Genomic DNA, 24175 nt, shown 5'->3' with positions numbered 1-24175 from the left:
GACCGTATCCGACCACCCGCGCCCGTGCCGGGTGTCGGCGAAAGTCGTAACGGCGAGGCAACCTTTCCCACCGGGTCCACGCGACGGCCCGCCGCGGTGACCTGCCCGTACCGTCTGCCAGGATGTGCTCATGACGCCAGCGGCCCGGCCGGGCACGATCCCTGTGTCCACGGCGGTACTGCTCGTCGCCCTGTATTTCGCGCAGGGCCTTCCGTTCGGATTCTTCACCCAGGCGTTGCCGGTGGTGCTGCGCGAATCCGGGTTCTCGCTGATCGCAATCAGCGCGACGGGGGTCCTGTTCGCACCGTGGGCCCTGAAGTTCCTGTGGGCGCCGTACGTCGACCACTACGGCACCCGCCGTCGATGGCTGCTGACTCTGCAGTTGCTCTCGGCAGCGGTGACACTCGGATTGGCCACGCTCGACCTCGGGTCGTCACTGCGCTGGCTGCTGGTCGGGATCGCGGTCGTCAATGCGATATCGGCGACCCAGGACATCGCCACCGACGGGCTGGCCGTTCAACTGCTCGGACCACGACAACGAGGTGTCGGCAACGGTATTCAGGCCGGCGCCTACCGGATCGGCATGATCGTGGGTGGCGGCGCTCTGCTGTGGTTGTTCTCGATCGCCGGATGGCGGGCCCTGTTCGTCGCGATGGCCGCGCTGCTGCTGGTCACCACGATCCCGGTCTGGACGATGCGGCAGAGGTCGTTGCGCAGTGTCCGGGAACCGACGACGCCGGCGCGGCTGGCAGCCGGATGGTGGACGCGTCTGCGGCGTCCCGGAATGGTTACGTTCATCCTGCTCATCGGCGGTTTCAAATTCGGCGACTCGATGGGGTCGGCGATGGTCGGCCCCTTCATGTCGGACGCGGGCCTGTCCGTCGGGCAGATCGCCCTGGTCAAGGGCGCCCTGTCGTCCGTGGGCGCGCTCGCGGGTGCGGGTCTGGGTGCGTGGATGTGCTCACGGTGGGGTCGGCGACGCGCGCTGCTCATCGGCGGCGTGACCCAGACCGCGAGCCTGGCCCTCTACCTGTTCGCGTCGCTCGGGGTGGGGGGATTCGGTTTGATCGTGTCGGCGAGCCTGGCCGAGCACGTCCTCGGCGGTGCCGCGACCGTAGCGGTGTTCACCCTCATGATGGATGCGGCCGACCGCGACCATGCGGGCAGCGACTACACCCTGATGGCGTGCGCGATCGTCGTGGTCCAGGGCCTCGCGGGTTTCGCGGCCGGTGCGGTCGGTGATCTGCTCGGCTATCCGGCCCTGTTCGGCGCGAGCGTCGTCCTGTCGGGGATCGGTTGCGCGGTTCTGCTTCTCGCACTGGACCGGGGCATCGGACCCCGCGGCCTCGACGTCCGGCGTGCCCCGGAGCCGACGAGGGCACACTCCTCGGGTCCCGCTGGACGCCCGTGAGACCCCGGGCGGACTGCGCCCTTATCCGTCGGGATGTGATGCGACCCTTTCCAGCGCGCTCTCCGGGGCATAGTTCGCCCAGCCGTGGCCGGGCCAGTTGAACCATCCGGATGAGGCGAGCGTGCCACCGTCCGGGTGCAGCGTCGTTCCGGTGATGAACGACGACAGGCCCGAAGCCAGGAAGACGACACAGTTCGAGACGTCGTGGACGTGGCCGACGCGCCCCATCGGAATCGCGATCGCCGCACTGCGCGGATCGGCCAGCGCGTGCTCGCCCACCGCGAGCCGTTCGAGGTTCGGCGTCGGAACGAAGTCGGGTGCGACGTTGTTCACCCGGATCCGGTCGGGTGCGACCTCCACCGCAAGGGTGCGGGCGAACTGTTCCACCGCGGCTTTCGCGGCGGAGTACACCGCGAAACCGGGTGCGGCCCGGTGCGCTTCGATGGTCGTGAGGTTGACGATGCTGCCGCCCCGGCCTCCGTCCTTCATCCGGGGCACCGCGAGCGAACACGCGTGCAGCACGTGCGAGAGGTTGGTACGCACGATCGCGTCCCAGCCCTTCGGTTTGGTGTCGACGAACGGCGACCGGAAGGTGCCGCCCACGATGTTCACCAACGTGTCGAGCCTGCCCCAGCGTGCGTCGACGTCGTCGAACAACGCCGACAGCGCGTCGGGATCGCGGGCGTCGCCGTGCCGCACGATCGCGTCGGCTCCCTGCTCTTGCAGCGACGAGTCCAGCGCCGCCACGGCGTCGCGATCGATGTCGATCACGGCCGGCCGCACACCGTTCGCGGCGAGATCGCGCACGATCGCCTCGCCCAGTCCCCCTGCGCCCCCGGTGATCACGGCGACCGACCCGGCCAGGCCGCCGCGCTCCTCGAACCATCCGGTCACGACAGCGCCCCTTTCACGCCAGGTAGGTGGAGCCGAAGGATTCGAGGAAGTCGACGGTCGCCGACAGTCCCACGATGGGGCACGAGACGGTGACCCAGTCGACGCCCGCTTTCTCCAGTTCCGCGAACACTTCGCGATGACGATCGGGATCGACGGTGGGTGAGCCGATTTCGCTGCTGTAGGAGTAGACCACGTCGATGTGGTCGGTGCGTCCCGCCGCGACCGCCGCCTCGCGCAGTTCGGTGATCTGCCCGGCGAGTTCGTCGATCGGGCCCAGCGCCCGGGTGCGGGCGGTGGTGCTGAGCTGCGCGCCGCCCGACATGGGCATCCAGCCCTGTGCGCGTTGCGCGACGCGGCGACGGGTGAGCTTGGAGTTCCCTCCGATCCAGACGGGGATGGGGTTCTGGACCGGTCGCGGCCGCGCGATGATGTTGTGTGCGCTGAAGTGGCGGCCGTCGTAGCTGAAGGGTTCGCCGCTCCAATGCAGCGGCAGGACCTCGAGGGCCTCGTCGAACAGTGCGTTGCGTTCGTCGAAATCGACTCCGAGAGCATGGAATTCACTCTTCTGGTAGCCGGTGCCGATTCCCAGCGTGAACCGTCCGCCGGAGATCTTGTCGAGGGACGCGGCCGCCTTGGCGAGCAGGAACGGGTTCCGGTAGGGCGCGACCGCCAGGTAGGTCAGCAGGCGGAGCCGCTCGGTCGCGCCGGCGACGTACCCGAGCGCGACGAACGGATCGAGGGTCTGGTGCCCTCCGGCGGAGAGCCAGCGCGCCCCGGGCGCGGGATGTTCGCTGAACGAGAAGGCGTCGAAACCGGCGCACTCGGCGGTGACCGCCACGTCGCGGACGGGGCCCGGGTCCAGCACGTCACCGTCGGGCCCGTTGATCTCGGGATAGTGGAAGATGAACCGCAACGTCACCAGCGCGCACCTCTCCGGCGAGCCGCCACCCGCCTGCACCGAACCCGGACCTTCGAGGTTCGTCGATATGGAAATAAGACTATCCGTTCAAGATAATCAGATTCTCACCGCGGGGCGCAATGCCGGACGTGGAACGGTCAGCGATGCACCACGGTCGTTCCGAGCCCGAGCCGCTCCGAGAGAAAAGCAGCCACGGCGGCGATCTCGGCCGGAGTGCAGCCGAGCAGCACCTTGACCTCGACATCGCGCTTACCCGCATCGACGGTCAGCACGACAGCGGAGATCACGGCAGCCGGGCCACTGCCGCGGAACACGTCGACCCCGGCGCCGTCCGCGGCGACGGTGCCGTCCAGATACCCGTAGTCCAGCGGATATATCACGCCCGGGAAACGCGGATGCGCAGTACCTTTCGGACGGTCGATCCGGACCACGGCCGAACCTGCCAGCGCATCGAGTGCATCGAAGAACGACGAGTGCATCGTCCCTTTCTACCGGGCCGATCCGGCGACCCGGAGCGCGCGGGACCGCTGTCGCGTCAGAGCATCCGCTTCAACCCGACGTGGGTGTCCTCGTACCCGAGCCGGACGTAGAAGGCACGGGCCCGATCGCGGACCCGGTCGGTGGTGACCTGCGCGAGCGTCGCGCCGCGTTGTCGGCCGTGACCGTGCGCCCACTCGAGCATGGCGGCGCCGACGCCCCGGGAACGTTCGGACGCTGCCACCCGTACCCCCTCGATCTGCAGGCGGGTGGCGCCCCCGCGCGACAATCCCGGAACGATGGTGAGCTGCATGGTGCCGACGACCCGATCATCCTCGTCGCGCACCACGGCCAGGTAGTGCGAGGAGTCCCGGGCGATCGCGTCGTACGCCTCCTCGTACCGGGCGATCTCGCCGCTCTCACGGTCGCGGCCGATCTCGTCGTCGGACAGCAGGGCCACCAGTGCCGGCACGTCGCCCCGCCCGGCACGCTGCACCCGATAGGTCCGGTCGCCGACGCTCAGCCGCCCACCGACCGATGCCCGTGCGCGAGACCGCAGGCGGGCGATGAGCGTATCGAGCCAGTTGCCGACGTTCATCCTGGCCTCGGGGGTGTCGGGGTAGCGGCAGCGCAGGTGCAGGCCGGACTCGTCGAGGATGAACCACAGCATCACCCCGTCCGTCCGGATCGTCGCACCGACGTACTGCGCCTGGAGCCCGGTGGCGTCGATCCGGATGGGCAACCGGCGCAGGTCCAGCCACGAGATCGCGAACATGCCCGGCGCCTCGGGCATTCCGCCCCACGGGCGCAGCACGTCCTCGAGGGGCCACGAGCCCATCCGCACCGCTTCCTTGACCGCCTCCGCGGCGGCACCGGGCTCGGCGACGGCCGACTCGAGCACCGAATTCGTGATGAACCAGCCTGCGGACTCGTGCCAGGCGGCCTCGTACCGGCTGTGTACCGGAAACACCGCCCGCAACGGGATGCCGGCCAGTTCACGGGTCACTTCGGTCATCGCCGCCACCACCAACGCGAGGGTCGAGACGCCGTCGCCGCGGGCCTGCGCCGAGAACGCGGCACTGTCGTCGACGTCGAGGGCGTCGCGCACCTCCACACGTTCCAGGTGCGGCGCCGCCGTGCCCAGCGGCAGCGGGAACCGGGGCATCACGTCGCCGCAGGCGGCCAGGATCTCGGCCCAGCGGCGCCGCACCTCCTCGGGTGCGGGCGGGCGGTCCCGGAGCGCGCGGGTGTGCTCGGCGAACGCGGGTGCGGGCGGCAACGACGGTGCCCGTCGCTCCCGTACCGCACCCAGTGCCGCGAGCAGGTCGCGGGCGATCAGCAGCATGGACCACATGTCGACATGCGAATGGTCGGCGGCGATCACCACCGTCGGTCCGTCCGCAGTCTCGAGCATGCACAGCCGGTGCGACGGACGGCGATAGGGCGAGCACGCACGATCGAGCACGTCCCGCAGGGCATCGTTGACCGCCTGTCCGGGTGCGATCGGGTGCTCGACCCAGCCACCGGGGGCGATGTCGACCTCGTACAACCGCGGCTCACCGTCGTCGCCGGGCACGAAGACCGACCGCAGGGTGCCGTGCCGCGCGATCACCGCGAGCCACGCGGCCGCGAGATCGCCGGGCGGCACCGGCTCGGACAGCCGGAACGACAAGGCCATCCAGGAACCGGCACGGTCACCGGCCCCGACGTGGCGTCGCTGGTCGAAAGAGACGGGAAGGGGTCGGCCCGGGTGCCCGCCGGTCACGTCGTAGCCGAGCAGCCGACCGAAGGGCAGGCGCAGGTGCGCGACGTTGGTGAGCCGCATGCCGGTATCCTAGGCGCCTTCCTCAGCGAGGACCGACCTCAGCGCCGACACCCACCAGGAGCCGCCGTGCCGACCTTCAGTGTTCCGGGAGCCGAACTGGACGTGGAGCTGAGCGACGAGGGTGGCCACCCGGTCGTGCAACTCCACGGACTCACGTCCAGCCGCCATCGCGACCGCCTGATGGATCTCGACCTCGGACGTGGGCTCAGCGGGACCCGGCTCCTCCGGTACGACGCTCGCGGACACGGCCGTTCGACCGGGCGCGCGGTGCCCGAGGACTACCGCTGGCAGGTTCTCGCCGACGACCTGCTGCGACTGCTCGACCACTGGTTCCCCGGTGAACGGGTGCACGGCGTCGGCCCGTCGATGGGTGCCGGAACCCTGCTGCACGCCGCCGTACGTGACCCGGAGCGGTTCAGTGGCCTGACCCTGCTGGTGCCCGCGACCGCCTGGGGTACACGCGCCGCCAAGGCCGAGATCTACCGGCGCAACGCGGTCGTCATCGAAGAACAGGGGCTCGACGCGTTCCTCGGGGCCGACCTCGCCCTACCGCGACCACCGGCAACCGCCGGGACCCCCGAGACCGTGCCGGACGTCGTCGAACATCTGCTGCCGTCGCTGTTCCGCGGAGCCGCACTGAGCGACCTGCCCGACCCGTGCGAGGTCGCCGGAATCGGCATTCCCACAACCATTCTCGCGTGGACCGACGACCCGGGGCACCCGGTGTCCACCGCCGAGGCGCTGTTGGACCTCCTGCCCGACGCCACGCTGGAGGTGGCCCGCACGCCAGCCGATCTCGCCCGCTGGCCGAGCATCCTGTGCACGGACGTGGCACGGCACGGTTAGGCACGACGCTCGTGGCCCGCCGACCCCGCGACGTCTCGTTACGATCGTCCGGTGTCCCACGATTTTCCGGCCGTCCGTTCCGGCTGGGGTGTGTTCGGCCGTGCCTCCACCACGCTGACCGACAGTGAGGTCCTGATCCACGACTGGTACGTCGCGGACGGCGACCCCGAACTCCTGCTCCGCACCGCCGATGCCACCGAGGCGAAGGGTCTGCTCCCACACCTCGCCGCCTTCTTCGCCGAGCGGGCAGCGTGGCACCGGCGCGCCACGGACGCGGTCGTCACACGATTCGGCGACGGCATTCCGACCCCGGCCGAACTCGCCGATGCCGAGACCGATCTCGTCCTGACCACTGTGGAAGCTCATCCCGGAGGGGACCTCGTGCTGCACCTCGACGACTCGTGCCGCACACATTTTCTCCACGGACACTGGCCCGCAGTGCGGTTCGGCGAAGACGGATCCGTGAAGGACGTCACCGTGGAGGCATGAACGATGCCGTTCACGGGCGGCGGCCGGATAGGGGGATGATGACGAGCGTGCCGATGCCCTCACCTCTTCCCGTCCGGAACGGAGTCGGAGCGACGCGACTGCGCGTCCCGGCGTCCGGCCCGTGGGCGACGGTCGCCGAATACGTCGTGGCGAGATTCGACCACCTGGACGCCGACGACCTGCACCGACGGTTCGACGCCGGCGAGATCGTGAGTGCCGACGGCAGTCCGATCCGTCGCGACACCACGTTGGGAACGCACCCGTTCATCTGGTACTACCGCGATCTGCCCGCGGAAGAACCCGTGCCGTTCCGCGAGGAGATCCTGTATGCCGACGACGATCTCGTGGTCGTCGACAAGCCGCACTTCCTGCCCACCACCCCGGGCGGGCGCTACCTGCGCGAGTCCGCGCTCGTCCGGTTGCGGACCCGTCTCGGCAACCCGGACCTGACGCCGATCCATCGACTCGACCGCGCCACCGCCGGACTGGTGATGTTCTCGGCTCGCCCCTCCACGCGGGGCGCGTACCAGTCACTGTTCGAGAAGCGGCACGTGACGAAGGTCTACGAGGCGGTGTCTGCGCTGCCGCCCGAATGGGCCCCGGACGCACCGGCACTCGGCGGGCAGACGTTTCCGTTCGTGTACCGCAACCACATCGAGTCGCGCCGCGGCGAGCTACGGGTCGTCGTCGACGATTCACGTGACCCCAACTCCGAAACCGTGATCGAGTTACGAGGCACCGGCGTGAGCGGATCCGGACATGCTGTGCTGCACACGATCCTGCGTCCCCACACCGGACGGATGCACCAGCTGCGGGTGCATCTGGCAGCACTCGGCCTCGGAATCCTCGGTGACCGCTGGTATCCCGAACTGCTGCCCGAGGCACCGGACGATCATTCCCTCCCGCTCCAATTGCTCGCGCGGGAACTGGAATTCACCGATCCCCTGTCGGGGACGGCGCGGCGGTTCGTCACCCGGCGGACACTGAGCGAAGCGCCCCTGCCGGAGCGCTGAACGGGCCCGATCCCAGCCGCAGACGAGGCAGGCGGCCGATGTGCGCCGATCGTCAGGCTGGCTCGCGTATCACGCCGAAATGGCGCACCGTCCCGGACAGGCCGGGAAGCTCCCGCACGGGCGACCAGGTGTTCAGCCCGTCCGTGCTGTCGGAGTAGAGATATCTTCCTTCGGTATAGGCGTCGAGGTAGATCCGCCACGTGCCGTCCGGCAACTGCACCACCGCCGGCCCCTCGCGCATCGCTCCCCAATCTCCGGCCGGCACGAACGAATAGGGTCCGGCCAACGACGACGCGACCGCATGCTCGACGATCTTTTTGTGCTCGTTCTTGGTGAACGCGTGATACGTCGAGCCCACCTTGACCACGGTGGTGTCGATATGGTCCGCGCCGATCCCGGCGAGCGGAACAGGCGGCCCCCAGATGCGCAGCGACGGTTCCAGCGCGGTCATCAGATACGGCACGAACCCGCCACCGGTCGACATCGACAGGATGACATGCACACGGTCGCCGTCCACGAACCATTCGGGTGCCCAGGCCTTGGTGGTGAACGGGGAGAGCGACGGCCCGTCCCGGAACCCTGCCGACCCCGAGAAGCCCGGCGGGCTCACAGGACCCTTACCGTCGCCCGTGCCCGGCATGAGTGCGCAGCAGAACGGGACCGGCCAGACTCCCAGGAACGTCCAGTCGACGCGGTCGCTGCTGCGGGCGAATCCGATGTTCGCCCCGTCGACCGTCGTGTAGGTGAGGTAGTAGAAGCCGTCCGTGTGCCGGAAGATGCTCGGATCGCGCACCACCCCCGACGGGGGCCGATACGCCGACAGCCGGACGGGCTGGAAGTCCGTGCCGTCCCCCGACTCGTAGACGTCCAGGTCGCGGTCGGAGGTGTTGCTGAACGCCACCATCGTGTATCGCCAGCCGGGCGGTGCGGCGCCGGCGTTCCCCGGAGCCGCGACCAGCAGGCCCGCGACAACGAGCATCACCGTCCACAGGGCGGAAAGGCAGGTTCGTGGGGTCACGATCACCGGTGAAGTATCCATGACCGCACAAGCACCACGGGTCACTTCGGCCACAGATCGTTATCGGTCACAGCCGCCGACGAGAAAGACAGCCGCACGGTGTCCGCACCGCGCGGCTGTCCTGTCGGCACCTTCGTGCCCAGCGGGGCTCAGACGTTGAAGCGGAACTCCACGACGTCGCCGTCCTGCATGACGTAGTCCTTACCCTCCATGCGCACCTTGCCGGCGGCCTTGGCGGCGTTCATGGAACCCGTCTCGGCGAGGTCGTCGAAGGAGACGATCTCGGCCTTGATGAAGCCGCGCTCGAAGTCGGTGTGGATGACGCCGGCGGCCTGCGGGGCGGTGTCGCCCTTGTGGATCGTCCAGGCCCGGGATTCCTTCGGACCGGCCGTCAGGTAGGTCTGCAGGCCGAGGGTGTGGAAGCCGGTGCGGGCCAGCGCGTGCAGGCCCGGCTCGGACTGGCCGATCGAGTCCAGCATCTCCTGCCGGTCCTCCTCGTCCAGTTCGAGGAGCTCCTGCTCGACCTTCGCGTCGAGGAACACGGAGTCGGCGGGGGCGACGGACGCGCGCAGCTCGGCGACCTTCGCCTCGTCGGTGAGCACCGCCTCGTCGGCGTTGAAGACGTACAGGAACGGCTTGGTGGTCAGCAGGTGCAGCTCGCGCAGCAGACCGAAGTCCAGGGTGTCCTTGACGCTGAACAGGGTCTTGCCCTCTTCGAGGACGGCCTGAGCCTTGACGGCCTCCTCGTACTGGGGTTTGAGTTCCTTGTTCTTCTTCGCTTCCTTCTCGAGGCGCGGCAGCGCCTTCTCGAGGGTCTGCATGTCGGCGAGGACGAGTTCGGTCTCGATGATCTCGATGTCCGATGCCGGGTCGACGCGACCGTCGACGTGCACGACGTCGTCGTCGGAGAACACGCGCACCACCTGACAGATGGCGTCGGCCTCGCGGATGTTGGCGAGGAACTTGTTACCCAGGCCGGCACCCTCGGACGCGCCCTTGACGATGCCGGCGATGTCGACGAACGACACGGTGGCGGGCAGGATGCGCTCGGACCCGAAGATCTCGGCCAGCTTGACCAGCCGCTCGTCCGGCAGCTCGACCAGGCCGACGTTGGGCTCGATCGTGGCGAACGGGTAGTTCGCGGCCAGCACATCGTTCTGGGTCAGCGCGTTGAAGAGCGTCGACTTGCCGACGTTGGGGAGTCCGACGATTCCGAGAGTAAGGCTCACGGAATCAGCATTCTACGTGGTTACGCGCGGGCACCGTCAGCCGCACGACATGCGACGGCGACGAACCACTCCGCGTCGTCGTGCCAGGGACGCAGATCCCACGTCGCGAACCGTTGCTCGAGCGTCATTCCGGCAGCGATCAGGTCCGATTCGAACTGCTCCGGCCGGTAGGCGCTACGGGTGGTGAACCCGGCGACGAACACCCCTCCGGGTCGCAGGTAGGCGGCGATCGCAGCGAGCACCCGTCGTTCGCTGCCCGGTTCGAGGAACACCATGACGTTGCCGGCGGCGACGACCGCGTCGAACGGGTCGCCGGGCAGGTCCAGGGTCGCCAGGTCCGCGAGGTGCACGGACAGTTCGGGATGGCGGCGGGCTTCGTCGAGCAGCACCGGATCGAGGTCGACGGCGGTGACGCGGTGACCGCGCCGGGCCAGTTCGGCGCCCACCCTGCCGGTGCCGCATCCGGCGTCGAGCACCCGGCTGCCGCGCGCGAGGACGACATCGACGAAACGGGCCTCACCGTGCATGTCGGCGCCGGACGCCTCGAGCCCGTTGAACCGTTCGATGTAGGCGCGGGAGTCGTCGGCGCTGCGTTCGGCCTGCCATCGGGTGCTCATGCACCCGAACGTACCGAGGGTGCAGCGGCTACGGGCAGGCGACCTGCACGAGCTGCGCGATCCGCGCCGCCTGGTCGTCGGTCGGCACGACCGATCCGTTGGTTGCGAGTTCCTGGACGGTCGCGTTGATGTCCTGCTGCGGCGACCCGTTCTCGATCATCGGGCAGGTGTCGGTGACGATCTTCTCGATCGACTGGGTCTCCCGGTCGGCCGCCAGGTTCGGGTAGGCGGTGCGGAACGTGCCGACGAACGCACTCAGCTTCGCCTGATCGATCGCCTCACCGGCCTGTTCGGCGGCGCTCGACGCGACGCTCTGCACCGACGACACCGCGCCCTCGGCCTGCTCGCGGACGCTCGTCACCACCGCACCGAGCGACGACTGCGCTTCCTCGCTCGCCGGGGTGTTGTCCTCGTCGGAGCTGCACGCGGCCAGTGCGCATGCGACCGCGACCGCCGCCACTGCGGCCGGCACGGACTTCCGGAACCGGGATCCCACGCTTGGTGTGCTCATGCAGTCGAGGGTCCCACGCGCCACGCCGCCGAACGGCGGAAATCGACGAATTCCGGCAGGTACGAGACCCGCAGCCTACGGGCCTGCCGACGGCGGATCCGTGTCCGACGCAACGCGCCCGTGCACCGCGCGCCGGGCCTCGACTCCGTTAGATTGTCGGAACCAGGCCGTCGGAAGGATCACCGTTGAGCGAGACGAAGTCCACGCCCGAGAAACCCGCACGTCCCGTCGACCGGGGCGCGGTCATCGGCGCCGGCGGTATCTGGCTCGCCAAGGTGTCCGCGTGCGTCGTGCTGATCGCAGCCGGCGCGCTCGTCCTCGGCTGGATCATCGAGAAGATGTGGGTGGTCGTGTTGCCGGTCGCCCTCGCCATCGTGGTGTCGACGGTCCTGTGGCCGCCGACCCGCGGACTGATGAAACGCCGTGTCCCACCCGCGGCGGCCGCGTCGATCACCCTTCTGGTGTTCTTCGCCGTCGTGGCCGGCATCATCGCCGGCATCGTGCCGTCGGTGGTGTCCCAGGCCCCGGAGCTGGGCAACAAGGCCACCGAGGGCATCCACAAGGTGGAGGACTGGATTCAGGGGCCACCGTTCAACCTCCGCGACGAGCAGCTCGAGAACGCGGTCCAGGTGGTGGTCGAGAAGGTCCAGGGCAGCGCCGCGTCCATCGCCAGCGGTGTGTTCTCGGGGGTCAGCACGGCCGGCTCGTTGTTGGTCACCCTCGGTCTGGTGCTGGTCCTGACGTTCTTCTTCATCAAGGACGGGCCGCGGTTCATCCCGTGGATGCACGCCGTCGGCGGTGGCCGCGCGGGACGTCACCTCGAAGAAGTGCTCATCCGCATGTGGGACACGCTCGGCGGCTTCATCCGCACCCAGGCACTGGTGAGCTTCATCGACGCGTTCTTCATCGGGCTCGGGCTGGTCATCCTCGGTGTTCCGCTCGCCCCGGTGCTGGCGATCATCACGTTCATCGGCGGGTTCATCCCGATCGTCGGCGCGTTCGTCGCCGGCGCTCTCGCGGTGCTCGTCGCACTCGTCGCGAACGGCCTGACCACCGCGATCATCGTGCTGGTCATCATCATCGCGGTGCAGCAGCTCGAAGGAAACGTACTGCAGCCGGTCCTGCAGTCGCGCAGCATGCACCTGCACGCGGTCATCGTGCTGCTCGCGGTGACGGCCGGATCGTCGTTGTTCGGCATCGTCGGGGCGTTCCTCGCGGTGCCGGTCGCGGCGGTCGCCGCAGTGGTGATCCGCTACGTCGGCGAACAGATCGACGTACGCGTCGAAGCCATCAACAAGGAAGCGGCCGGGAAGGACACGGACGAGACCCTCGCCCTGCCCGCTCCCGGGGAAGGTTCGGCACCCGAACCGAGCTGACCGAGCCCGGCCGGGCTCAGCTCGCGATCTCGACGGTCGAGCCGGCCCGGCCCCGGACGACGTGCAGCCGGCTCGGGATGCGCTGGCGCATCTCGTCGACGTGGCTGACCACACCGACGACACGGCCACCGGCGCGCAGTTCGTCGAGCACCCCCATCACCGAGTCGAGAGCGTCGGCGTCGAGCGTGCCGAACCCCTCGTCGATGAACATCGTGTCGAGCACGAGTCCCCCGGATTCGGCGGCGACGACGTCGGCGAGCCCGAGGGCCAGCGCGAGCGACGCCTGGAACGACTCACCGCCGGACAGCGTCTTCGTCGACCGGACGACCCCGGTGTATTCGTCGTGGATGTCGAGGCCCAGCCCGCCGCGTTTGCCGTGGCTGCCCGCGGCGTCGGAGTGCACGAACTCGTAGCGGCCGCCCGACATTCGACGCAGTCGCGCCGACGCCGCCTCCGCGACCTCCTCGAGCCGCGCCGCGAGCACATACGAGCGCAGCGACATCTTCCGGGAGTTCTGCCCGCCCCCCGCGATCACGTCGGCCAGCCGGGCCAGTTCGTCCTGTTCGGCACGCAACGGCGCCAGCTTCGCGTCCTCCTGCTCGAGACGCATCGTGTACTTGTCGATGTCCGCGAGGCGCCGATCGGCCTCGGAGGCAGCGCCGAGCGCCGCGTGCAGTTCGGCGGCGGCGACAGCCGCGGCGTCCTGCCGCGCCGCGACGTCGGCCGTCTCGTCGCCGGTGAGCGCCGCGATCCCGGGTTCGGCGAGGGTGGCCGCCGCCACCGCCCGGGTCTCGTCCGCGGCACGGACGACCGTGTCGATCTCGGCCAGCCGCGCGTCGGGCCGGACGGCGGCCAGCGCGGTGTCCAGGTCGTCGAATCCGGCGTCGATGGCGGCCTGCGCGGCGTCGCGGGCCCGCTCGTCGGCGAAGGTCCGGGCGCGGGCGGCGGCGACCCTCCGGTCGAGCAGTTCGGTCGCGGCGGACGCGAGCGCCGCCACCCGCGCACGGCGATCGGCGAGCGAACCCCCGTCCCCGACCGCGGCGTGGATGCGCGCCCGGATCTCGTGCGCTTCGGCCGCCGCGACCGCGTCGGCCTGCGCGACCTCGGCGGCTTCGGTCTGCGTGGTGCGCAGCCGCTCCTGCAGGTCGGTGTCGAGCCGTTCGAGCGTGTCGACCTGCGCGCGGCGCCGATCGAGCTCGGCGGCCTCCGCGGCCGCCGTGTCGTGCGCGGACGCGGCGGCCTCGTGTTCGGCGGTGAGTTCGCCGACCGGCCGGTCGCCGCATCGCTGACGCAGGGCCGCAACGATATTCGCTGACTCGGCGACAGCAGCGGTCGCGTCGGCGAGCGCGGTGTCGGCTCGCTGTTCGCTCTCGCGGGCCGCATCCTCGTCCGCCTTGGTGACGGTGTCCGGCGCGGGCCGCGCCGGCGCGGGATGGTCGGTGGATCCGCAGACGGCACACGCCTGTCCGTCGGCGAGTTCGGCCGCCAGTTCGGCTGCCATACCGGCGATTCGCCGCTCCCGGATGTCGAGCAGCGCGGACCGGGCATCGAGGTGCGCGCTGCGCAACTCCACAACGCGCTGCTCCCGCTGTTCGAGTTCGACTCTGCGAGAGGCGAGTTCGGTCGCGGCGGCGACCGCGTCGGCGGTGCGGTCGCGGGCCGCGGCGAGCCCGGGCAGCGATGCAGCGGCCTGTTCCGCGCCGCGCACGGCCGCGGCGGCCTCGGCGCGGCGGGCGGGCAGCGTCTCCCGCTGCGCGGTGAGTCGTTCGGTATCCGCGGCGAGCGCACGGCGACGTTCGTCCAGCCGGGACCGTTCGTCGTCGAGGGTCGCGACGCGACGCTGCTGCGCGATGAGGTCGTCGAGCCGGACGATCTCCGCGGACCAACGCTGTTCGTGCGGCCGGATCCGATCGCGATCGCCGTCCTCCGGACGGTCGGGCAGTGCGTCGAGCAACACACACCCGTCGTCGTCACCGACCAGCGCTGCGGCGGCATCGGCCGCCGTCCGCAGTGCCGCTTCGGCGGTGGCCGCGGCGCGGCGGGACTCCTCACCGCTGATCGCGACGGGGGCGGCCCGCAGCGCGGCCGCCCGCTCGGCGGTGAGCACGGCCCGCGTGTCCGCGGCCGCGTCGAGTTTCGCGAGTTCCGCGTGCGCGGCGGCGCGGCGCTCCAGGCGACGCGCCAGCGCGACCGCGTCCTCGAGGGCAGCGCGGGCGCTGCGATCGGCTTCGCGGGCCGCGTCGAGCGCGACGACGGTGCTGTCCCGGGTGTCGACGGCATCCGCGCGCAGCTTGCGCGCCCAACCGACCGGATCGGCGTCGGCCCCGGCCTCGATACCGGCCGACGCGTCGACCTTCGCGCTGAGCACGTCCACCTTCTTCTGCTGCTCGGCGAGTTTCCGGGCGCCGGTGGCCGCGCGTTCCCGGAACCATTTCTCGACGTCACCGAACCGGGTGGTGTCGAACAGGCGCTCGAGCAGCTTGCCGCGTTCCTTGCTGTCGGCGCGCAGGAACTGCGCGAATTCGCCCTGCGGCAGCAGCACCACCTGGAAGAACTGTTCGGCGCTCATGCCGAGCAACTCCCCGACGACGACGCCGATGTCGGGGATCCGCGAAAGGTTCTGGCCGGATCCGTCCAGCCACGTCAGCGTCGCCTTGGCGTTCTGCTTGACGGTTCCGGTCCCCCGCAGCTTGGCGCGTTCGTAGTCCGGGCTGCGAACGATCCGCAGCCGGCGTCCGGCGATGGTCGCCTCGAGCGTGACCTGCGGTACCGCGCCCTCGCGCGCATGGTCGGACAGCAGGCGACGGCCGTCCGCGCGGGCCCCCGGCACCGTCCCGTACAGCGCGAAGGCGACCGCGTCGAGGATGGACGTCTTGCCGGCGCCGGTGCGACCGTGCAGCAGGAACAGTCCGTCCGCGCCGAGCTCGTCGAAGTCGACCCGAACGGTGTCGGCGAACGGCCCGAACGCGGTGGCCTCGAGGACGTGCAGCCTCATGCCGGCACCTCCGACACGCCGAACGCGACGTCGGCGGCCGGGACACTGTCGCCACCGACGCGGTCCGCCTCCCGCAGCGCCTGTTCGATCCAGCGGGCTTCCCGGGGCGAGGGCTCGGAGCGCACATCCGACAGGAACGCGCACGCGACGTCGAGATCGCCGCGCCCGTGCACCTTCTCCCGGTAGGTGGTTCCCGGCGTCGCGTCGGGACGTTTCCAGACCACGTGCACCGCATGCGGAAACCGCGCCTGCAGCCGCCGCATCGCGTCGAGCGGGCGGACCGCATCGGTCAGTTCCGCCGCCACGTAGTGATCCTCGACGCCCGCGTGCACGGGATCGGCGAGCAGATCCTCGAGCGTCCCGGACAGCTGGCTCAGGCCCCGCACGATCGGCAGGTCCACCCGGTCGACGGATGCGAGTCCGGTCTCGTCGAGATCGACGAGCCACACGGCCTTGCGGTGGCTGCGCTCACCGAACGAGTACGGCAGCGGCGACCCCGAGTAGCGGATGTGCCCGGCGACCGTCTGCGGGGAATGCAGGTGCCCGAGCGCGACGTAGTCCATGGCGTCGAACGCGGATGCCGACACGGTTTCGACACCCCCCACCGAGATGGATCGTTCCGACCCCGTGGCCTCTCCCCCGACGACGAACGCGTGCGCGAGCAGCACCGTCCGGGCGCCGCGCGTCCCGGCGTCGGCGCGGACCCGCGCCATCGCGGCGTCGAGGATTTCCTGATGCGAGCGGGCCTTCGGCACGCCCAGCTCGGCGCGGGTGATCTCCGGCTCGAGATACGGGATGCCGTAGAACGCGACCGGCCCGTGGTCGTCGTCCAGGATCACCGGCCTGTCCAGCTCGGACACCTTGGTGATCAGGTGCAGACCGCCCTTGGCCGCGAACGCTGCGCCGGCGCCGAGCCGCACCGGCGAGTCGTGGTTGCCGGACGTCGCGACGATGATCGCGCCGGCGTCGCGGATCGCCTCGAGACCGGCGTTGCACACCGCGACCGCGTCGGAGCTGGGAATCGACCGGTCGTACACGTCGCCGGGCACGACGACGACGTCGACACCGCGTTCGGCGACGAGGTCGGCGATCGCGGTCAGTGCGCGTGCCTGGTCTCCCAGCAGGTCCACACCGTGGAAGGTGCGGCCGATGTGCCAGTCGGAGGTGTGCAGGATCCGCATGGCGTCGACCGTAGAGGACCGCACCGACACGTCCGGTTCGGGGTGAGTGCGCCCGGATGTCGGTCCGGTGCGGCATCATCCGCCCCATGACTGCTCTCACGGCACTCGGGCTGATCGTGGCGCTCGTTCTCGGGTTCGGGCTCGGATGGCTGGCGCAGGCGTCGCGGACCGGCGACCGGGCCGCACGTGCCGAGGCCCAGCTCGCCGCGCTGCGCGACAACGAGGCGCAGTTGCGGCAGTCGCTCGGGGCGGTGAGCGAGGATGCGGCGCGCAGGCAGTCCGGCGCGATCGGTGAGCAGGTGTCGCGGCTGGTGGGGCCGCTGCAGGACGCAGTGGGGGCGCTGGCACGGCAGGTCGAGCACGTCGAACGCAGCCGGGTGCACGCGTATGCGGGGCTGACCGAGCAGGTGGAGGGCATGCACCGGGCGTCGCAGTCGCTGTCGCAGCAGACCCAGCAGCTCGTGACCGCGCTGCGGGCACCGCAGGTGCGCGGCCGCTGGGGTGAGATCCAGCTCGAGCGGGTCGTCGAACTGGCCGGGATGGTCCGGCACTGCGATTTCGACACCCAGGTCGTCGCCGAGGGGGTGCGGCCGGACCTGCTGGTGTATCTCGCGGGCGGCAAGCAGATCGTCGTCGACGCGAAGGTCCCGTTCGCCGCGTATCTCGACGCGGCGCAGGAGGAGGACGTCGCCGAGCGGGATCGGCACCTGGCGCGACACGCCCGGCAGTTGCGCACCCACGTCGACCAGTTGTCCGCGAAGGCGTACTGGGAGTCGTTCGATCCGACCCCCGAGTTCGTGGTGCTGTTCGTGCCGGGCGATCCGTTCCTCGATGCCGCGCTCACAGCGGACGCGGGTCTGCTCGAGTACGCGTTCGGCCGGAACGTGATCCTCGCGACACCGACGACCCTGGTGGCGTTGCTGCGGACGATCGCGCACACCTGGCGGCAGGAGGCCCTGTCGCGGGACGCCGCGCAGATCCACCGGCTCGGCCGCGAGCTGTATCAGCGGCTCGGCACGGTGGGCAGCCACCTCGACCGGCTCGGCACGCAGCTCGGCAAGGCGGTCGATTCGTTCAACCTGACGGTGTCGTCGATGGAAACGCGGGTCGGGGTGACGGCGCGCAAGCTCAGCGAGCTGGAGATCTTCGACGGCGACGTGCCCGAGGTGCATCGGGTCGATGCGTGGCCGAGGCGCACCACACTCACCGAAACGCCGGATTCGGCCGGTCCGGTCGACGAAGCAATCTGATTCGACCGTCTACTGTTTATGTGTGTCTGCATCCCAACGTGCTCGCTCGGCGGTGCCGCTCGACATGCGCTCGCTGGCTCCGACCATGCCCGGAGTGCCCTGGTGGGGTGCCATCGTCATCGCCGCCGGGGCGACATTTCTCGGTGCCGCGCTCGATGCCTTCCGCGGTGACGAGCTGACGACGGTCTTCTCCGTCTTCTACGTGCTCGGATGCATCGCCGCGATCGTCGCGGTACAGCATCGCGGTGTGTTCACGGCAATGGCACAGCCCCCGTTGCTGCTGGTCGCGGCGATTCCCCTCACCCAGAAGCTGTTCTTCGAATCGAGCGGCTCGGGGTTGCGGGATCTCGCCCTGAACGTCGCGTACCCGCTGGTGAACCGGTTCCCCGCGATGCTCGTCGCGACCGCGGCGGTGCTGATCATCGGTGGCGTCCGGATCTACATGGCGCAGCAGGAAGGCGCACCGGCCCGACCGGGCCGGGCCGCAGCGAAGTCGTCCCGCCCGTCCGCATCGAGAAAGACGGCAGCGAACCGGAACCGTCCGGCGACGAAGACGCCGGCCCGGGAGACCGCCCCGCGCAGGGACCGCGCCGAGCGTGTCGACGACGCGGCCGCGCGGCCACGCGCAGCCGCGGCACAGGCGCGCACCCGGCAGAAACCGGACCGTGCCCCGCAGAAACCCGCCCGCGTGCGCCGCGAACGCGAGGCGTCCGCTCCCACGAAAGCATCGGTGCGTCAGGTCGCCGACACCCGCGACAATCCCGCCGTGCGGCGCCGCCCGGCGGACGAGGAGTACCCGCGTCGAGCCGAACCGGTGTCGCGTCGCGACCCGGACCCCCGCCGCCGCGACTTCGACGACCGGCCCGAACGACAGGCACCGCGACGGGCGACGCCGCGACCGCAGGTGAGCACGCCCGCATACCCGCCGCCCGCGGTGCGCTACCGCGACCGCGTCGAGGACTGAACCGAGCGTCCCGCCCGTGCGTCCGTCGGACTTCCGACCGGACGCATCGGCGGCGCAGCCGCCCTACCGCCGGGCCGCGCGCAGCTCGCGCGGCAGCGCGAACACCAGAGTCTCGTTGGCCGTGGTGACGGTCTGCACGTCGCGGTACCCGCTGTCGGCGAGCAGGTCGAGCACCCCGCGCACGAGGATCTCGGGCACCGACGCCCCCGAGGTGATGCCGATGGTCTCCACCCCGTCGAGCCACGCGGGATCGACCTCGCGGGCGTAGTCGACCAGGTACGCGGCCTTCGCACCGGCACCGAGCGCGACCTCGACCAGACGCACCGAGTTCGACGAGTTGCGTGAGCCGACCACGATCACCAGATCGCATTCGGGAGCCATCGCCTTGACCGCGACCTGACGGTTCTGGGTGGCGTAGCAGATGTCGTCGCTCGGCGGGTCCTGCAGCAGCGGGAACTTCTTGCGCAGCCGGTCGACCGTCTCCATCGTCTCGTCGACGCTCAGGGTCGTCTGGGAGAGCCAGATCACCTTCGCCTCGTCGCGCACCCGGACGGCGTCGACGGCGTCGGGGCCGTCGACGAGCTGCACGTGGTCGGGGGCCTCACCGGCCGTGCCCTCGACCTCCTCGTGGCCTTCGTGCCCGATGAGCAGGATGTCGTAGTCGTCGCGGGCGAAGCGCTTGGCTTCCTGGTGGACCTTGGTCACGAGCGGGCAGGTCGCGTCGATGGTGTGCAGGTCGCGGGCGGCGGCCGCGTCGTGGACCGCAGGGGAAACCCCGTGCGCGGAGAAGACCAGTACCGAGCCGACAGGCACCTCGTCGGTTTCGTCGACGAACACGACGCCGCGTTCGGCGAGCGTATCGACGACGTGCCGGTTGTGGACGATCTCCTTGCGCACGTAGATCGGCGCTCCGTGCTTCTCGAGCGCCTTCTCCACGGTTTCGACGGCACGGTCGACGCCGGCACAGTAGCCGCGAGGTTCGGCGAGCAGCACCCGCTTACCTGCCGACGCGGTTCCCGCCGACCGTGTGATACCGACTTCGAGTGGAACAGGCGCAGACATGCCTCCAGGGTACGGGGAGTCGGAGGGCGGAGCCTTTCCCGGCCACCGGCAGGCCCGTCTCGGCTACCAATCACGGGGCTCGTGAGGCACTCTGGGGGGCATGATCCGTCCACCGTTCATGGCTCGGGTGGCGGCCGGGGTCGCCGTCACCGCCTACGAAGAGACCCTCAAGCTGCCGTCGACGGCCCTGGCGCTGCCGATGACGACGGTCAGCCAGGTTCTGCAGACGACGATGAGGGTCCAGCAGTCGATGACCGCGCTCGCGATCAAGGGGGATCGGTTGCTCGAGGCGCTCGGGGCCTCGGCGGAGGAAACCCCGGCGTGGGCGGTGTTCGACGAGGACGACGCTGCGGCGGCGGACTCGCGACCCGCGAACAACGGCACGGAGGCGTCGGACGCACCCGGCCGCTTCGCCCTCTACTCGATGCCACCTGCGGTCGACGCCGAGCCGCCCGGGGCCGCGGAGCCGGCCCCGGCGCGGAAGGCCGCGACGGAACCCGACGGGCCGAAACCCGCCGAGGGTGCGGCGCCCACCGAATCCGCACCGGCTGCCCAGACACCCGAGATCGCCGAGTACCTCGACTACGGTTCGCTGACCCTCGCACAGTTGCGGGCGCGGCTGCGCACGCTGTCGGTGGACGACCTGACGACGCTGCTCGCCTACGAGAACGCGACGAAGGCCCGGGCACCGTTCGTGACGATGCTGTCCAACCGGATCACGACCGCCAGCGCGAAGTGACGTCGGCACATCCCTCTGCCCAACCGAACTCCGCGGACAATCCGTGGCCGGTGCGCACCGTGTCGCAGAAGGTCGCGGGCTGGATCGATCGGCTCGGCACGATCTGGGTCGAAGGTCAGATCACCCAGATGAACGTGCGCCCGGGGACGCGTACGGCCTATCTGACGCTGCGTGATCCGTCGGTGGACATGTCCCTGTCGGTGACGTGCTCGCCGCAGCTGATCCACAACTCGCCGGTGACCCTCACCGAGGGTGCGCGGGTCGTGATGTTCGGGAAGCTCTCGTTCTGGCCGACGCGCGGCAGCGTCTCGCTGCGGGTCACCGAGATCCGCGCGGTCGGGATCGGTGAACTGCTCGCCCGCATCGAACGACTGCGCGCGCTGCTCGCCGCGGAAGGTCTGTTCGATCCGCGGCTCAAGCGTCCGCTGCCGTTCCTTCCCGGCCGGATCGGCCTGATCACCGGACGCGGCGGCGCCGCCGAGCACGACGTGGTGTCGGTCGCGCAGCGACGGTGGCCCGCGGTGCGGTTCGAGATCCGCAACACCGCGGTGCAGGGCCCGGCCGCGGTCCCGCAGATCCTCGAGGCCCTCGAAGAACTCGACGCCGATCCCGCGGTGGACGTGATCGTCCTGGCCCGCGGCGGCGGCAGCGTCGAAGATCTGCTGCCGTTCTCCGACGAGACGCTGTGCCGCGCGATCGTCGCGTGCACGACGCCGGTGGTCAGCGCGATCGGCCACGAACCGGACAGTCCGCTGTGCGATCACGTCGCCGATCTGCGGGCCGCCACCCCGACCGACGCGGCCAAACGCGTGGTCCCCGACGCCGTCGCCGAACAGGACCTCGTCGACGATCTGCGGGCGCGGGCCGCGTCGGCGCTGCGCAACTGGGTGCGCCGCGAGGAACACGTGGTCGCGCAGTTGCGGAGCCGGCCGGTCCTGGCCGATCCGTTGCGTGCCGTCGAGCAGCGCGGCGAGGAGGTCGAGCGATTGCGGCAGGCCGGTCGCCGTGACATCGATCGGGTCCTGGCCGCGCAGTCCACGACGATCGAGCATCTGCGGGCCCGGCTGGCGACGCTGGGTCCGGCCGCGACCCTGGCGCGCGGCTACGCGGTGGTGCAGCGCATCGTGCCCGACGGCGACCCCGAGGTCGTCCGGTCGATCGACGAGATGCCGCCGGGGACCCAGTTGCGGGTGCGGGTCGGCGACGGTGCCGCCCGGGCCGCTGTGATGGGACGAGAGAAATGACGACGAGGATGACGGTGTGAGTGACACGAACGCGGATGTGGCGGAGCTCGGCTACGAACGGGCCCGCGACGAACTGGTCAACGTCGTGAAGATGCTCGAGCAGGGCGGTCTGGACCTGGACGAGTCGCTGGCGCTGTGGGAGCGTGGCGAAGCCCTGGCCAAGCGATGCGAGGAGCACCTGGCAGGTGCACGGCAACGCGTCGAGAACGCTCTGTCGCACGGCGAGGACGACGACCGGACCGAGTGACGGCCCGGTCACCCGCCGGTCACGGGGTGAGCGGTTGCGCTACGTTCGCCGCGGCCGCGAGGGTCGCGAACTCGGCCTCGTCGCCCGATCCGCCGATGAGGATGCGCACGTCACCGAAATCCGAGACCCACAGCGGCTCGGAGCCCTCCTCGCCGTACACCGTCCAGTCGCGGCCGTCGACGGTCTCCGTGCCGGTGACGAACCGGCTCGAGCCCGCCACGAACCGCACGAGCTCGTCGACTCCCGCGTCGGATTGGGTGAACCGCACGTAGCGACCGGCGGGGGTGATGAACCCGACAGTGCTCGAGTCGCCTCCCTGCTGGCCGGTGATGATGCTGCGGCTACCGGAGTTGGCCTGCCAGTCCTCGGGGACCTCGGGGTGCCGGACGGGGAATCCGAGTTCCTTCGCGTCGTACCGGAGACCGGCGTCGATGTCGAAGCTCGGCACCGGACCGGCCGTGGGACCGCCCGGGTTGAACGAACACTGGCTTGCGATCGCAGCGATGACGAGGCAGGCCAGGACGAGCGGAATGAGCGACCAGGCCATATCACGGGCGTCGTTCAGGATGCGGGGTTTCTCGGAAGCCACGCGTCCAGTCTGACAGCCTCCGCCCGTTCGGGCAGCGACCGGTCCGGGTCCCGGCCTCCACCGACCCGGCGCTGATGAGACAATTGGAACCTGAACCACCATCGGATTCGGCGGCCCCACGACTCGGCGGCCGTCCCTCGTGCCGACGTACCGCGTCGACCGACAGCATCAGGAGGCAGTAGCCCATGACGGCCACCCCATCGCGCCGCGAAGCTCCGGACCGTAACCTCGCCCTCGAGTTGGTCCGTGTCACGGAGGCCGCGGCGATGGCAGCAGGCCGCTGGGTCGGCCGCGGCGACAAGGAAGGCGGCGACGGCGCCGCCGTCGACGCGATGCGTCACATGGTCAGCTCGGTGTCGATGCAGGGCATCGTGGTGATCGGCGAGGGCGAGAAGGACGAAGCCCCGATGCTGTACAACGGCGAGGAGGTCGGCAACGGCGACGGACCGCTGTGCGACGTCGCCGTCGACCCGATCGACGGCACCACGCTGATGTCGAAGGGTGCGCCCGGTTCGATCGCGGTCCTCGCGGTCGCCGAACGCGGAGCCATGTTCGATCCCTCGGCCGTGTTCTACATGGACAAGATCGCCGTGGGCCCCGAGGCCGCCGACGTCATCGATCTGTCCGCCGGTGTCGCCGAGAACATCCGCCGCGTCGCGAAGGCCAAGAACCGCGCCGTGTCCGACACGACCGTCACGATCCTGGATCGTCCGCGGCACGCCGAGATCATCCGTGAGATCCGCGAGACCGGTGCGCGCATCCGCCTCATCTCCGACGGGGACGTCGCCGGCGCGATCGCGACCGCCCGCCCCGATTCGGGTGTCGACATGCTGCTCGGCATCGGCGGTACCCCGGAGGGCATCATCGCCGCGGCGGCGCTGCGCTGCATGGGTGGCGCGCTGCAGGGCAAGCTGGCACCGAAGGACGACGCCGAGCGGCAGAAGGCCCTCGACGCCGGCCACGACCTGGACCGTGTGCTGACCACCGGGGAACTCGTCACCGGCGAGAACATCTTCTTCTGCGCGACCGGCGTCACCGACGGCGATCTGCTCAAGGGCGTGCGGTACTACGGCGGCGGCGCGACCACGCAGTCGATCGTCATGCGCAGCAAGTCCGGCACCGTCCGCATGATCGAGGCCTACCACCGTCTCGAGAAGCTGCACGAGTTCTCCTCGATCAACTTCACCGGCGTCGACGGAGCACAGCCGCCGCTCCCCTGATCGTGCGCTGCGCGCCGGTGTGTCTTTGTGGCGGCCAGATGCGCACAGACACACCGGCG

At 70.2% G+C, this 24175-nt stretch carries 23 protein-coding genes; 11 read left to right on the top strand and 12 right to left on the bottom strand.

Annotated elements, in window-relative coordinates:
• Positions 1-130: 130 nt before the first annotated feature.
• The gene (locus A8G15_RS10035; protein WP_068158613.1) at positions 131-1411 is read left to right on the top strand and encodes an MFS transporter; all 1281 of its coding nucleotides are present in this window, start codon (positions 131-133) and stop codon (positions 1409-1411) included.
• Positions 1412-1432: 21 nt separating this feature from the next.
• Here the strand turns inward: A8G15_RS10035 and A8G15_RS10030 are convergent, their stop codons facing one another.
• From A8G15_RS10030 to A8G15_RS10015, 4 genes are all read right to left on the bottom strand, one after another.
• On the bottom strand, positions 1433-2305 hold the full coding sequence (locus A8G15_RS10030; RefSeq protein WP_068158612.1) for an SDR family NAD(P)-dependent oxidoreductase: 873 nt from the start codon (positions 2303-2305) through the stop codon (positions 1433-1435).
• A gap of 13 nt (positions 2306-2318) precedes the next feature.
• Positions 2319-3224, bottom strand: coding sequence for an LLM class F420-dependent oxidoreductase (locus A8G15_RS10025; RefSeq protein WP_211270140.1), 906 nt, complete (start codon positions 3222-3224; stop codon positions 2319-2321).
• 137 nt (positions 3225-3361) lie between these two features.
• Positions 3362-3703, bottom strand: a complete 342-nt coding sequence (locus tag A8G15_RS10020; RefSeq protein ID WP_068158610.1) for an inorganic pyrophosphatase — start codon at positions 3701-3703, stop codon at positions 3362-3364.
• Positions 3704-3759: 56 nt separating this feature from the next.
• Positions 3760-5526 carry a GNAT family N-acetyltransferase gene (locus A8G15_RS10015; RefSeq protein ID WP_068158609.1) on the bottom strand — a complete coding sequence of 589 codons (1767 nt, stop codon included), beginning with the start codon at positions 5524-5526 and terminating at the stop codon, positions 3760-3762.
• Positions 5527-5592: 66 nt separating this feature from the next.
• Between A8G15_RS10015 and A8G15_RS10010 the strand changes: the two genes are divergently transcribed.
• Genes A8G15_RS10010 through A8G15_RS10000 form a run of 3 tightly spaced genes read left to right on the top strand, consistent with a single transcriptional unit; the run spans position 5593 to position 7874 of the window.
• Complete coding sequence (locus A8G15_RS10010) at positions 5593-6372, top strand: alpha/beta fold hydrolase (RefSeq protein ID WP_068158607.1); 780 nt, start codon at positions 5593-5595, stop codon at positions 6370-6372.
• Between the two features lie 51 nt (positions 6373-6423).
• Positions 6424-6861, top strand: coding sequence for a hypothetical protein (locus tag A8G15_RS10005; RefSeq protein ID WP_245687782.1), 438 nt, complete (start codon positions 6424-6426; stop codon positions 6859-6861).
• Positions 6862-6896: 35 nt separating this feature from the next.
• A complete protein-coding gene (locus tag A8G15_RS10000; RefSeq protein ID WP_068158605.1) occupies positions 6897-7874 on the top strand; it encodes a pseudouridine synthase in 978 nt (325 codons plus the stop codon).
• 52 nt (positions 7875-7926) lie between these two features.
• Here A8G15_RS10000 and A8G15_RS09995 read toward each other — a convergent pair whose 3' ends face one another.
• The 4 genes from A8G15_RS09995 to A8G15_RS09980 form a co-directional block, all read right to left on the bottom strand.
• On the bottom strand, positions 7927-8913 hold the full coding sequence (locus A8G15_RS09995; RefSeq protein WP_068158603.1) for a glycoside hydrolase family protein: 987 nt from the start codon (positions 8911-8913) through the stop codon (positions 7927-7929).
• A 128-nt stretch (positions 8914-9041) separates the two neighbouring features.
• Positions 9042-10121, bottom strand: a complete 1080-nt coding sequence (ychF, locus tag A8G15_RS09990; protein WP_068158601.1) for a redox-regulated ATPase YchF — start codon at positions 10119-10121, stop codon at positions 9042-9044.
• 20 nt (positions 10122-10141) lie between these two features.
• Positions 10142-10738 carry a class I SAM-dependent DNA methyltransferase gene (locus A8G15_RS09985; protein WP_068158599.1) on the bottom strand — a complete coding sequence of 199 codons (597 nt, stop codon included), beginning with the start codon at positions 10736-10738 and terminating at the stop codon, positions 10142-10144.
• Positions 10739-10766: 28 nt separating this feature from the next.
• Positions 10767-11249 carry a hypothetical protein gene (locus A8G15_RS09980; protein ID WP_068158653.1) on the bottom strand — a complete coding sequence of 161 codons (483 nt, stop codon included), beginning with the start codon at positions 11247-11249 and terminating at the stop codon, positions 10767-10769.
• A 185-nt stretch (positions 11250-11434) separates the two neighbouring features.
• Between A8G15_RS09980 and A8G15_RS09975 the strand changes: the two genes are divergently transcribed.
• Positions 11435-12625 (top strand): AI-2E family transporter, encoded by a 1191-nt coding sequence (locus A8G15_RS09975; protein ID WP_068158597.1) that lies wholly within the window; start codon positions 11435-11437, stop codon positions 12623-12625.
• Positions 12626-12641: 16 nt separating this feature from the next.
• Here A8G15_RS09975 and A8G15_RS09970 read toward each other — a convergent pair whose 3' ends face one another.
• Both A8G15_RS09970 and A8G15_RS09965 read right to left on the bottom strand, forming a co-directional pair.
• Positions 12642-15620 carry an AAA family ATPase gene (locus A8G15_RS09970; protein WP_068158595.1) on the bottom strand — a complete coding sequence of 993 codons (2979 nt, stop codon included), beginning with the start codon at positions 15618-15620 and terminating at the stop codon, positions 12642-12644.
• Positions 15617-16801, bottom strand: a complete 1185-nt coding sequence (locus A8G15_RS09965) for an exonuclease SbcCD subunit D (protein WP_068158593.1) — start codon at positions 16799-16801, stop codon at positions 15617-15619. The genes A8G15_RS09970 and A8G15_RS09965 overlap by 4 nt, the downstream gene beginning before the upstream one ends.
• An 86-nt stretch (positions 16802-16887) precedes the next feature.
• Between A8G15_RS09965 and A8G15_RS09960 the strand changes: the two genes are divergently transcribed.
• Complete coding sequence (locus tag A8G15_RS09960) at positions 16888-18051, top strand: DNA recombination protein RmuC (RefSeq protein WP_068158651.1); 1164 nt, start codon at positions 16888-16890, stop codon at positions 18049-18051.
• A 22-nt stretch (positions 18052-18073) separates the two neighbouring features.
• Positions 18074-19015 carry a DUF6542 domain-containing protein gene (locus tag A8G15_RS09955; RefSeq protein WP_068158591.1) on the top strand — a complete coding sequence of 314 codons (942 nt, stop codon included), beginning with the start codon at positions 18074-18076 and terminating at the stop codon, positions 19013-19015.
• A 63-nt stretch (positions 19016-19078) separates the two neighbouring features.
• Here the strand turns inward: A8G15_RS09955 and A8G15_RS09950 are convergent, their stop codons facing one another.
• A complete protein-coding gene (locus A8G15_RS09950; RefSeq protein ID WP_068158590.1) occupies positions 19079-20077 on the bottom strand; it encodes a 4-hydroxy-3-methylbut-2-enyl diphosphate reductase in 999 nt (332 codons plus the stop codon).
• Between the two features lie 100 nt (positions 20078-20177).
• Here A8G15_RS09950 and A8G15_RS09945 point away from each other — a divergent pair, with 100 nt between their 5' ends.
• From A8G15_RS09945 to A8G15_RS09935, 3 genes are read left to right on the top strand one after another with little or no spacing between them, the layout of a single operon-like run.
• Positions 20178-20816, top strand: a complete 639-nt coding sequence (locus tag A8G15_RS09945; RefSeq protein ID WP_068158588.1) for a lipid droplet-associated protein — start codon at positions 20178-20180, stop codon at positions 20814-20816.
• Positions 20813-22060 carry an exodeoxyribonuclease VII large subunit gene (xseA, locus tag A8G15_RS09940; protein ID WP_068158585.1) on the top strand — a complete coding sequence of 416 codons (1248 nt, stop codon included), beginning with the start codon at positions 20813-20815 and terminating at the stop codon, positions 22058-22060. Before A8G15_RS09945 ends, xseA begins: the two co-directional genes overlap by 4 nt.
• Before the next feature lie 16 nt (positions 22061-22076).
• A complete protein-coding gene (locus A8G15_RS09935) occupies positions 22077-22307 on the top strand; it encodes an exodeoxyribonuclease VII small subunit (protein ID WP_068158584.1) in 231 nt (76 codons plus the stop codon).
• Positions 22308-22326: 19 nt separating this feature from the next.
• On the opposite strand, the gene A8G15_RS09930 is transcribed toward A8G15_RS09935, so the two are convergent.
• Positions 22327-22896, bottom strand: a complete 570-nt coding sequence (locus A8G15_RS09930) for a DUF4245 domain-containing protein (protein ID WP_211270139.1) — start codon at positions 22894-22896, stop codon at positions 22327-22329.
• 185 nt (positions 22897-23081) lie between these two features.
• On the opposite strand from A8G15_RS09930, the gene glpX reads away from it, so the two are divergent.
• The gene (gene glpX / locus A8G15_RS09925; RefSeq protein WP_068158583.1) at positions 23082-24116 is read left to right on the top strand and encodes a class II fructose-bisphosphatase; all 1035 of its coding nucleotides are present in this window, start codon (positions 23082-23084) and stop codon (positions 24114-24116) included.
• The last annotated feature ends 59 nt before the right edge of the window (positions 24117-24175 follow it).

Source organism: Rhodococcus phenolicus (assembly GCF_001646785.1).
Lineage (GTDB): Bacteria > Actinomycetota > Actinomycetes > Mycobacteriales > Mycobacteriaceae > Rhodococcus > Rhodococcus phenolicus.
The sequence above is the reverse complement of the archived record's forward strand: the minus strand, read 5'-3'. Positions and strand labels throughout refer to the sequence as shown.